Origin of the sequence: Chryseobacterium sp. PvR013, assembly GCF_017833095.1 — a bacterium.
GTDB classification, from domain to species: Bacteria; Bacteroidota; Bacteroidia; order Flavobacteriales; family Weeksellaceae; genus Chryseobacterium; species Chryseobacterium culicis_A.
Window position 1 is genome coordinate 4570417 of sequence record NZ_JAFIBT010000001.1, and the last position, 12575, is coordinate 4582991.

General features: G+C 34.3%; 7 protein-coding genes. 6 read left to right on the top strand and 1 reads right to left on the bottom strand.

The features are described 5' to 3' along the window. The first annotated feature begins 6 nt into the window (after nucleotides 1-6). From JOE44_RS20835 to JOE44_RS20850, 4 genes are all read left to right on the top strand, one after another. Nucleotides 7-3531: a DUF5977 domain-containing protein gene (locus JOE44_RS20835; RefSeq protein WP_209787220.1), complete on the top strand. Its 3525-nt coding sequence runs from the start codon at nucleotides 7-9 to the stop codon at nucleotides 3529-3531. 66 nt (nucleotides 3532-3597) lie between these two features. Then, nucleotides 3598-7323, top strand: a complete 3726-nt coding sequence (locus JOE44_RS20840) for a DUF6443 domain-containing protein (protein WP_245169831.1) — start codon at nucleotides 3598-3600, stop codon at nucleotides 7321-7323. 17 nt (nucleotides 7324-7340) lie between these two features. Continuing rightward, on the top strand, nucleotides 7341-8072 hold the full coding sequence (locus tag JOE44_RS20845) for a hypothetical protein (RefSeq protein WP_209787222.1): 732 nt from the start codon (nucleotides 7341-7343) through the stop codon (nucleotides 8070-8072). A 280-nt stretch (nucleotides 8073-8352) separates the two neighbouring features. After that, complete coding sequence (locus JOE44_RS20850) at nucleotides 8353-9516, top strand: hypothetical protein (protein ID WP_209787224.1); 1164 nt, start codon at nucleotides 8353-8355, stop codon at nucleotides 9514-9516. Between the two features lie 352 nt (nucleotides 9517-9868). On the opposite strand, the gene JOE44_RS20855 is transcribed toward JOE44_RS20850, so the two are convergent. Beyond that, nucleotides 9869-10111, bottom strand: a complete 243-nt coding sequence (locus JOE44_RS20855; RefSeq protein WP_110008012.1) for a helix-turn-helix transcriptional regulator — start codon at nucleotides 10109-10111, stop codon at nucleotides 9869-9871. Between the two features lie 368 nt (nucleotides 10112-10479). On the opposite strand from JOE44_RS20855, the gene JOE44_RS20860 reads away from it, so the two are divergent. After that, the gene (locus tag JOE44_RS20860; RefSeq protein ID WP_209787226.1) at nucleotides 10480-11295 is read left to right on the top strand and encodes a sigma-70 family RNA polymerase sigma factor; all 816 of its coding nucleotides are present in this window, start codon (nucleotides 10480-10482) and stop codon (nucleotides 11293-11295) included. 1 nt (nucleotide 11296) lies between these two features. After that, nucleotides 11297-12391: a hypothetical protein gene (locus JOE44_RS20865; RefSeq protein WP_209787228.1), complete on the top strand. Its 1095-nt coding sequence runs from the start codon at nucleotides 11297-11299 to the stop codon at nucleotides 12389-12391. Nucleotides 12392-12575 lie beyond the last annotated feature (184 nt).

Consider the following 12575-nt stretch of genomic DNA (forward strand, 5'->3'; position numbering starts at 1 on the left):
TAATTCATGAATATTAAATTCAAACACCTTCTCTTGGCAGTATTTTTCATGCAATCAGGTGTTTCTTATGCACAAAGTGAGCTTTTATATACCAATCTTTTTTCCCAGAGCCCCGTTTCTAAAAGTTTTGGTTTTCAAGGACTTTATCCAGTAAATTTATACAGAGGACTCCCTGATATTTCTATTCCGATCTTTGAGAAAAAAGTTAGCAATACTAATTTTAACATTTCACTCAACTATGATGTTAGTACGGTTAAACCCGAAGCTGTACACAGTTGGGTTGGACTAGGATGGAGTACCAATATCGGCGGGGCAATTACAAGAGTCGTTAACGGGCAGTATGATGAACTTTACACAAGTCATCTTAACGAACATGACAAACTTTCCTATCTAGATCATTACAATACATTGGATAAACCTGACTGGGATTCTCAGGCCTCATTATCTGCTTTTTATTACGATGCGGAAAACTCACTACGATTTACAAGTTTTTATAATTACTCAATGCAGAGTGGAAATACGAACACTCTTAACTTCGGAGGAGGGCTAGATAATTATACGGATAAATGGATGCTAATCCCTGATCCGGACGAATTTATATTAAATGTATTGGGTATTAATGGACGATTTTACATGAATGAGAAGGGAAAATGGATCGGAAGAACTCGTGATGGAAAAACATTTTCAATACAGCATGTCTATAAAGAAAATCACACAATAAAACCCAACAGTTATATCAGTTATAATCTGAGAAGAATTTTATATGGTTTTACAGTCACGATGGATGATGGTACCCAATATATTTTTGGACAGGATGATAATGCCGTAGAATTTACTGAAGAAAGACCTCCTTGTGCCAATTGTAATTTTAATGAACAGATTGTAGCAAGTTCCTGGTTAATCAATGAGGTTAAATTTCCAGATGGCAAAAAAGTAAAATACACTTACGAAAGAGCTCCAAAGCCTAACTATATTGCAAGTCAGGTAGGTTATGATATTGTGTTAAAAGCACCCAATATTGACCTTTTCGAATCCTATGGATCAACAGCTTTAAACTGGCAGTATAATACTTATTTGAAAAAAGTAGAAAGTGATGAATTTTCCGTTGAAATTAATACATCACAAGTAAAGCCATTAAATTATCAGGTTTTGAACGAGCAATTAAGAGGCCAAATGGGTTCTTATCTGGGCTCGGGAGATAGTTCGCTTCTCTTTAACACCTGGTTTAAAATTGATAGTATCACTGTAAGGGATAAGGATAACCATACCGTTAACACCACAACATTTCATTATAATAATGTTGATACAACCAAGCGAATGCATTTGGAAGCAGTGATAAAGAATAACGATGAAAAATACTCATTTGATTATAATCCTAAGACGCTTCCCCTATACCTTGATTCAAAATATGATAAATGGGGATACTATGCTCCATCAACTCATAGTACTCCGGATCTTGAATATACAAAAGCTGAGACTTTAGAATGGATAAACCATCCTACGGGAGGAGTTACCCATTTCATCTATGAGCTCAATGATTTTTCCAAGTATGGAAATAAAAACCCTTTCTATACATCTGCGAATACCCTTGAGCTGATTGACACCGTTTCTCCTAATGAAATAGCGGGTGGTTTAAGAATTAAGAGGATTGAGGCTTGTTCAGAACATAGTACAGGATGTGTAATCAAGAACTATTCCTATAATGGTGATAACGGAAAATCCAGCGGTATTTTACCTTATCAGTTCAACTTTACCAGAGCTGGAGAAGTCCAAGATATGTATAAGTTTAGTCATAAATCAATGGGCTCATATCAATCCTTAAAAGGGGAGAATAACATGATTGGGTATAGTAAAGTAACCGTAACAGATACCAATAATGGTAAAACTGAAAACTATTTTACCAATTTTGACACTCCTAGTTGTAATGATCAGAGAGGGCCTATAATTATGGGACCGCCTGATCAATTTACCGGACTGTATAAAAGTGTTCCTTTCACATCTTTTTCTCTTATGAGAGGAAAACCTCTTAAAGAAATTACATCCTCTGCTAGTGGAGTGGTGCAGACGAAAGAATATGAATATGGATATAACAATGATCTGATAAAAGCATATGGTCTGGTAGAGGAAAATATTCATTATATGTTGAACCTACTAACAGTTACCGCTTATAACGTCAATTTTAATAGCAGCTTTCTTAAAGGAATTAAAACCACTTTAAACGGAGTAGAAACAAAGGAATCATATGATTATGAATATAACTATAATACTCTGAAGTCTCAGAAAATTATAGATTCGAACGGTGATGAGTTTCAAACGAACTTTACGTATGCTTTTGATAAGCCAAATAACTTTTTATTAGGAAAATATATGGTGGGCCTTCCACTTAAATCTGAGGAAATGAAAAACGGAAAAGTAGTTTCTAAAACAGAAACGTTGTACCCGTTAAGCCAAACAGAAGCTGATAATAAAACCTCCGGTCTGCCATTACCTACTGCGCAAGTTTCTTATCAGTTGCAAAGCAACTCTCCAGTCACTGAAGCTACATATGACAAGTTTGACAGTAAAGGTAATCTACTTCAGTATACAACCAAAAATGGGGTTTCTACATCGATTATCTGGGGATATAAGAATAATACCCTTCCAATTGTGAAAATTCAGGGAGCCAAGCTATCCGATATTCCTCAAGCGTATGTTGATCAGATTATCAATGCTTCTAAAATAGATGCTCAGCAGGCGACAGATGCATCTGAACAAGATTTTGTTAATGCGTTGGACCAATTTAAAAACCGTCCTGAATTGGCAGGATATCTTATTACCACTTACAGTTATGATCCTTTAATTGGTGTGAAAAGCATCGGACAACCTTCAGGAATTAGAGAGTTTTATAAGTACAATGCAGCGAATGAACTGGAAAGAATCGTGGATCAATCCGGTAACATTATTAAAGAGTTTGCTTATAAATATAATATCAAGAAATTCTATAACAGCGAAAGAAGCCAAACCTATACCAAAAATAACTGTAACTCGTTACAGGTTGGAGGTACCTACACTTATATAGTACCTGCTAATAAGTACGTATCATTGATCAGCAGCACCGATGCTGAACAACAGGCAGCCAATGATCTTGCAGCGAATGGGCAGAATGCTGCGAATACCAACGCACAATGTTATAATGCCCAATGCTATGCAAGTTCAATAAACGGATTTCAAGTTGGACCTCATGCAGAAATTTCTCAAAGCGTTTTAGGACACTTTAAGGTAGATATACAGGTCAAAGTACCTAACTCACTAACCAATCCAGATGGCAGCCAATGGTGGCAAAAAGGAGTTGCTAACATTCCGAATCCATGTCGTCCTAATACAAATTTAGCACCTGATATATTCAATAATAATGTTAAAGAGCTTACAACAAATACCTGGTGGAAAGTACAGATCACTTCTGCTGGTGACCTTATATTTATTCCTAATGGTTATGTGGCTCCTGGGACTCAGTTGTATTTTGTTTTTGAGTATGATAAAACTCCGAACTAATATGGTAATGAATAATAGAAATACGCATTTACAAGTAAAAACTTATAACCTAGAATTTGTCATTTAATGAGAAGAATATATACAATGGCCATATTAGTATGGACCGTTACAGAAGTCCAAGGCCAGACCCAACTTCCTTCTGGCCTTACCGGTACGATTGACGAAAATTATGTCTATACAAGAACGTACCTCGAACCTAAAACTCAAAGTGATAGCAATGCTAAGCAAATACAGGCTATTCAATATTTTGACGGATTAGGAAGGGCTAAACAAACGATTAATATAAAGGCTTCCCCAAAGGGAAGAGATATTGTAACTCCTTTTACATACGATTACTATGGAAAACCAACGCGGGATTATCTTCCAGTACCACAATCAGGAACGCAAAATGGAAAAATTTACTCACAAAATTCCTTGGCAGTTGATTTTCCGGTTGGAGATCCAGAAGCAATATACTCTGGAGAAAGACCCTTTACGGAAAAAGTGCTTGAAAAATCACCTTTAGACAGGCTTCAACAGCAAATTCAGGTAGGTAATGACTGGGCTAGCAAGCCTGTAACCTTTAAGTATGAATCCAATAAGAACGGAGAGGTTAAAAAATATACCGCTACATTTAGTTACACCACTTTTGTGGCGAAACTAATATTATCAGCTTCTTATGGATCAGGGCAGCTGTTTAAGAATACTGTTACTGATGAAGACGGAAACCAAACTATTGAGTTTAAAAATAGTCAGGGACAAGTTGTATTAGTACGAAAAGTAATCAGTGATACAGAAAATGCAGATACCTATTATGTTTACAATGATTATAATCAACTGGCTTTTGTGATTCCTCCAAAAGCCGCCATACAAGCAGATGCTAATACTGTACTAAACGAGCTATGTTATCAGTATAAATATGATGAAGGAAATCGATTGGTGGAGAAGAAGCTTCCTGGAAAAGGATGGGAATATATGGTGTATAATAAAGCTGATCAACTAATTCTTAATCAGGATACCGTTCTTAAAGATAAAGGACAATGGCTCTTTACTAAATATGATCAGTTTGGAAGAATCGTGTATACGGGGATCACAAATAATCCTGCCAGCAGGGCCTCAATGCAAAATAGTGCTAATATCAATACTAATTTATATGAAACCAGAACTGCTACAACAGGATTTATCTTAAATGGCCTTCCTGTATATTATACTAAGCTTTCCACTCCTACTGGTCTTAGTATACTGTTAAGTGTTAATTATTATGACAGCTATCCAACATATAGTTTCAATCCTGCATTTCCTTCAACTATTCAGGGAGTACCTGTACTTACTGCCAGCGCTACGACTGATGGTAGGAGCACCAAAGGACTTCCTGTGATGAGCTTTGTAAAGAATATTGAAGATGATAACTGGACGAAAAACTACACTTATTATGATCAAAAGGGAAGAGCTATTGGAAGCCATTCTATCAATCATTTGGGAGGATATACCAGAACAGAATCTGAGCTGGATTTTACCGGGACACCAAAGAAAACAGTTACTCTACATAAAAGATTAGCCAATGAGTCAGGAGTTACTATTACGGAACGTTTTGAATATGATAATCAGAACAGATTGCTGGTTCATAAACATCAGGTAGATGACAAACCGGAAGAGATTCTTACAGAAAACAGTTATAATGAGCTGGTTCAGATTACCAACAAAAAAGTCGGCAATAATCTGCAGAGTATTGATTATGCTTATAACATAAGAGGTTGGCTGACAGATATTAATAAAACACAGATGTCGGTTCCTGATTTAGGAGGGAAACTATTTTCCTACAAAATTAAATACAATCAGGTGAATGGAATAGAGAATCCTGATCCAGCATTATTCTCTGGGAAGAATGTAAAGGCAAAATACAACGGTAATATAGCAGAAGTTGACTGGAGAGCCGTAGAATCTATAGGAGCCAATCCACCTATAGAACCGAAGAGGTATGGTTATGCATATGATGCCCTAAACAGATTGACAGCAGGATATTATCAAAACCCTGTGAACCCTTACAGTAAAGAACATACCGAATCCTTTGCTTATGATCTGAATGGAAATATTACAAACCTTTACAGAACTTCTGCGATAGAAGGAAATAATACAACTGCTACAGTCATTGATGAGTTGGAATATACTTATGGAGCCAATAATCTAACCAATCAGGTATCTGTGATTAAAGACCACAGGAATAATCCTTCAGGATATGAAGGTGGAGGAGGAACGATTCAGTATGACAGCAATGGAAATATGTGGCAGATGCCGGATAAAAATATAACCAAGATTACATATAATCATCTGAATCTTCCCAATAAGATTGAATATGGAAACCTAGGGCTCTCTGGCCTTCATAATTACCTGTACAGAGCAGACGGAGTTCGTCTTCAGAAAAAGCTTCCCAAAAGTGAGTGTGGAATCATCAATTGTTATACTGTAACTGAGATTACTGATTATCTTGATGGATTTCAATATTATCGCAACGAATCAGACAATAATGGGGGAGGCGGTATCGAAGAACTCAGCATGATCACTGAAAAATTAAAATATGCATACGAACAACAGGCTTACAGTACTGAAAGTGGGATTGCAATAGCACCTGCAGCTCCTTTAGGAATAACTACTATTAAGACTCCTCAACTCATGTTCTTTCCTACAGCAGAAGGTTTTTATGATTACGGGAAAGATCAGTATATTTACCAATATAAAGATCATTTGGGGAATGTCAGGATAAGTTATGCAAGAAACAGCGTAGGTTCTCTTGAAATTACAGACGCTAATGATTATTACCCTTTTGGAATGAACCACTTAAAAACAGGAAATGCTTTCTTCGGATCTGGAAGTTATAAGAATTACAAATATAATGGTAAAGAACTTCAGGAGACGGGGATGTATGATTATGGTGCAAGGTTTTATATGACAGATATCGGACGTTGGGGAGTATTAGATAATTACAGTGAGAATTATTTTCCTACTTCCCCTTATAGTTATGTAGCAAATAATCCAACTAAATTTATTGATATAAACGGGGAGTGGATATATATTAACGATCAAAATGGAACACAATACAGATACCATAATGGCGCGACACAACATCAAGTAGATGGTAAATGGACCAATATTGATGCAAGTACTCAATTATCAGATTATGTTGTTCAGACTATAGCAGGATTAAATCATTTAGACAAAAATACTTCAATAGGAAAAACAATGATTGGATATTTTGATCAGGCACAAGGAAAAGATGGAAAAACGAGAGATATTTATTTTAATTCTACTAATGGTGATTCACAAATAAAATATGGTATCAGCAATATAATTGACTTAAATACATCTTCAACCAAAGGAGTTTGGACTACTTCGGGTAATGACTCTAAATATTCTCCTTTATACACAACAATAGCACATGAAATGGGGCATATTTATGAAAACTATGCTTTAGGAGTAACTTCTCAATCCGATACAAGATTTGGACCTAACAGCACAACAGCGGAAATATATGGTACACACGTAGAAAATATTGTAAGAGCTGAGTCGGGTCTACCATTGCGAACAAATTATGGTAGTATTTGTTTAGGCTCTACTTGTATTCCTAATAATGAAGGAAGGTTAATAGATAATGCGGGAAGTAGTATTTATTACAATTCAAATGGAGGTCAAATATCTCCTACTCCTAGTGTTCAAAGCGTTCTTAATGTTAACAGCACAATATTGCAAAACAGATATAATTATATTGGAGCTGCTGGATATTATAAATTGCAAAAATTCAAAAATCGCCCTAGATAAACAATAAACTTTTGAAAATGAAAAATTTTTTATTATTATTAAGTATTATGTTATTTTCTTCGTGTAATTCCCAAGGAAAGATAACTCTGAGACAAATGAATGAAAATTTATTAAAAGATAAAAATTCTATTACCTATAGTGATCCCAAGACAATAAAAATGCTTACAGAAGCATATAAGGTTTTTAGATTGCTAGGTGTAAAGTCTTGCGATATAGATCCTGACAAAAAATATTCTCAGATTTATATAGAAGACGGTTTCCACGATGAACAAGGTTTTTACAATGGCATTTTTATAATAAATAATAAAAATATTTGTGAGGTTACCACAAGTCCTTATAAATTACATCAAGACAGTCTTTCCTATAGGAAAGTCAAGGAAAAAGATATTTCATATGGTGAAATGGTTTTCTACACTAAAAAACTTTCTATCGAAGATTTTAAGAATAAGTATCCTGATGAATATTTTAGGTACGAATTGGTTAGGCAAAATAAAGTCAATGCTTTTGAAAAGTGTTTAGCAATTGATCAATATACCCCAAAATCAATTGTTTATGCTCGAAGCCATTACTTTACAGGAGAAAAAGTGCAAACTTATAATTTACCAATAAAGTATAGTGATATTAAAAATGGTATAGAAGAATTACCTTATTTTAAGGAAAATAAGAAGAAGGAATTTACAGAGTGTATCAATGAATTGAATATATTAAAAATACACAACTCATCGATTAAAAGTTCATCTTCTCAATAATTTAATTACTGTAATCTTTTACAATTATAGTAACAAAGCCTCGCGATTGCGGGGCTTTGTTGTAGTATCTTGGGATAAATCTCGACATCTGATGAAAATATTATATTTTAAGCTCTTACCTATAATCTTCTAATAGGGTTAGAAAGGTATTTTTAGTAAAAAAGGAGAATAACGTATTGATGAGAAATGGATTTATTTTTCCAAGCCAATAAATGACAGTTGAAGCCAAATGAGTCTTGTCATTTATAAGTAAAAGATAGGTGAGCTATTTTACTGTCTTATGAAAACGTCTATCAATTTCAAAGCAGTCAAAACAGATTCCGAAGCACACAATTTCAGAAGAAAAACCTTCGATTATATAAAAAAGGATCTTACGGTAAAAAATGAATATTGGGTAGAAAATAAGATTTCAGATAGGCTAAAATCAATAGAAGCATACTGTAAGGAAAAATCAGGAAGGAAATTACAGAAAAATGCAATGCCGATTCGTGAAGCTGTAGTTGTCATTAAAGAAAATACAACGATGCAAGATCTGCATAGGCTCGCTAAAAGGCTTGAAGAAGAGCTGAGAATAAAAACTTTTCAAATTGCCATTCATAAAGATGAAGGTCATTATGATAAAGATTCTAAAGTATGGAAACCTAATTATCATGCTCATTTGGTAGCAGACTGGCAGGATTTGGAAACAGGGAAAACATTGAAACACCAATTCTTTCATTATTCAAAAATGCAGGATATTACTGCTGAATGCTTGGAAATGGAGAGAGGTATTTCAGGCTCTAAAGGAAGACTGGAAGCCATTGAATTTAAAATCCAAAAAAAGGAAAATGAGCTTGTATTATTAAATAGTAAGATAGCTCAAATGAAGGCAGAGCTCAAATCTAAAAAGTTTACAGATCTTATTGTCAAGGAAAATGACTTTTTAGGTTTTAGCAGGATCAAAATAGATAAAACGATTGAAAACTATGAAAGAGTTTTTAAATCATATAATGTAGAACTGCTTAAAAATAAAGAAATTCTTCAATCCAAAACTAAAATCATTACTGAGCTTCAACAAAAGAATATTAACTTAAACAAAGAAGTTTCACAGTTAAAAAACAAGCTTTCCAGCATATTGTCTAATATTGCAGTATATACAAGAGAAAAGGAAACTTATTTTAATTCTGTTAAGGATACGATTATAAAATCAATCCAATTTGAAAAGTTTAAACAGCCTAAGTTATTTGATACTACCAAAGAAAAACTCATAGCAATTGTTGATCGTATTTGTAAAAAAGTTTCTGAAGAAAACAATATTCCTTTTTCATCACTAGAAGAGATTTTTAAAAATCCTGACATCAGCTTAGAAATATTTTCCTTACTGAACATTTGTGATCATAGAATACAATATAATACCGAAGATATTCCGGTTCAGCAAAAAAGAAAAAAGATAAAGAGGTCCTAAGTAGCACTGCAAAAAATTCATAAAAGAAAACAAAGGTATTGTTTCAGATTTTTAAAAAGACAAGTTCAGGTCCAAAGGATATGACAAAAAATCTCCACCTTGCAGGTTGTATTTTTTATCATAAACTTGCTTTTTAAAATCTTCCATAATGAATTTTTGGCTTTCTTTTTTCCTTTTTTCTTTTGAAAAATATAATTGGTCGTCGCGGAATTAGGGGTAGTAGCTTCAAATTCTATTGAGAAGACACATCTAAGGACTATTTTCCTTGAGAATCTTATAAACACCTTATTTCTTTAAATCCTCAATACCCTTATATGATTTAAAAAATTGTTCACGTAATTTTTCTATTCTTTTATGCGTCAAAATCAAAAAAATCCTTGAGAGAAATTCCTAAGAGATTACAAAATTTTGCTATTGTATAGATTGTCAATCCTCTTTTATTGTTTTTACTTTCCCAACGATTTAATATTTGTCTGTCAATTTCGTATTTTTTAGAAAATTCAGATTGAGACAAACCAGTATTAGCTCTTAGAAACTTAATTCTATCAGCAATTTTATTTTTCAGCAAAATATCTTCCTCGTTGAGTCCAGCCATAACGCAATTTTGCAAAAAAACACAACTTTCATGTAATCCATTTGGATTACATGAAAGTTTTTGTATATTTGTAAATAATAAAATGCAATTATTCCAATAGAATTAAAAATATTGAAGCAATTGCTTAGAATCTCGCATTAGAAAACTGGTAATTTTTATGTGTACGAGAAGATAAGTAAATTTGCTCACGACCGCGGCGTGGGCTCTCTTATCGTACACGGGTATACCAGTGCCTCTAATGCTATAAGTCGAGTTCCACGCCTTTTCTTTTAGGCAAGATGTAGTTGAGTTAGCGTTTTGATGCAAAGAATTCATCTTATTGATTGAAGCAGTTCCTTCCAGCAATAAATTAGCTAAAATATACTGCTATGAAAAGAACACACTCTTTGCCTCGTATGCCCACTGATCATCAGCTATATGAGTTGCTGAAAAAAGGTAATCCGATCTCTTTAGAACATATTTATTTACGATACAAAAGACTTCTTTTCTGGCTCGGAAGACAAATGCTTGATGATGATTTTGTAGTAGAAACGCTTGTTCAGGATACCTTTCTCAAACTTTGGCTACACCGTGATTCCATTGAAACTCCGAATCATATTCTTGGCTTTTTACGGTTTGTTTTGAAAAGAGACTGCATTACATATTTCAATACTCCGAAAAATAAATTCGCACGCTTAACGGCATCACTTGAAAGTTTTGAGAACTATCAGGATTATCTTATAGGTTTTGATCCCCAGAATGATAAAGAGAATCTTCTCAATCAGGAATCTGAACAAAAGAAATTTGATGAAGTTAAAAAGGTTGTAAACGTACTCGATCCCAAAAGAAAACACCTTATTGAACTTTGTCTTGAATATGGTTTTCAATACAAACCAATCGCAGAAGCAATGGGAAGTAGTGTGACAGGCATCAGCAATGAGGTGAGCAGAGCTATAAATGATCTTCGGAAAATTATTAAAGGAAGTTCTTTAGAACATCCACAGAAAAAAGCTTCAGCTAATGAAGAGCACCCAGATAAACTTACTTGCCAACAGCTCGAGATATTAAAAAGAAGGTTTGAGCAAAAATCCTCTTTCATAGTAATTGCTAGGGAGCTTAAACTTTCTGAAAAGCAGGTCCAGCGGGAATTTCTATATGCTTATCAATATCTACAAAATCGAAATACCTCTCAAATCCCTTTTTGAAATGGAAAAATCAACGATTACCCTTACCCGAAAAATTCAGTTGCTGATCGACGTTCCTTCCAATGAAAAAAAAGAAATATGGGAAAAACTCTACCGTTATCAGAATAGATGTTTCCGAGCGGCAAACTTAATCGCTTCTCATTTGTATGTTCAGGAAATGATCAAGGATTTCTTTTACCTCACCGAAAAAATACAATACAAGTTAGCTGATGAAAAAAAAGATCAGATGGGAATGTTTGACCGTTCGAAAACAAACAGCACAGCAAGAATGGTCTTTGACCGATTCAAAGGAGAAATCCCAACAGATATTCTGGGAAGCCTGAACAATACAATTCAATCTACTTTCTCTAAAAGCAAAGCCGATTATTGGCAGGGAACAAAATCACTTAGAAATTATAAAAGAGACATTCCAATCCCACTTCCGATTAAATGCATCAGTAAAATGAAGTATGATCCTGAAAAGAAAGCATTTTGCTTCAATATGTTTGCGATACCTGTCAAAACATACTTAGGAAAAGACTACGCTGATAAGCGAGTGATTATGGAGCGCCTATTAAAAGAAGAGATAAAGCTTTGCAACTCACAGATCCAACTTAAAGACAGGAAAATATTCTGGCTTGCAGTTTTTGAATTTGAAAAGAAAGAACATCTTTTAAAACCCGAAATTATTGCGGAAGCATCCTTGTCTCTGGAGCATCCTATCGTAGCAAAAGCTGGCAATGTGCGCATCAATATCGGCACAAAAGAAGAGTTTTTATATCGCAGACTTGCCATTCAAGCAAGTCAAAAAAGGATTCAAGCTGGTATTGGCTACGCTCGCTCTGGAAAAGGAGTCAAACGGAAACAGAAAGCATTGTATAAAACTGAAAATTTGGAGAGTCGGTATGTAAGTCATCGGCTTCATGTATACAGCCGACAGCTTATAGATTTTTGCATCCAGCAGCAAGCATCTACACTTATTCTTAAAAATCAGGAAGATAAAATTGGTATTGCAAAAGATAATGAATTTGTGCTACGCAACTGGAGCTATTATGAATTGCAGACCAAAATAAAATACAAAGCCGAAAAAGCCGGGATCGAATTAATAATTGGATAGCTAAAAAATAATGAGGGTGCTTGTACACCCGTGGGGTGAGGTTATAAACACTCACTAAATACTTTAATAGTATATACAACGGCGTGGGCTCTTTTTTATATGTATGATATGGAAAGAAAATACATCAGGGAAGAAACATAAAAACGCTTTAGAGAAATGTTTAAAATAAAACAAGAGGCTTAGC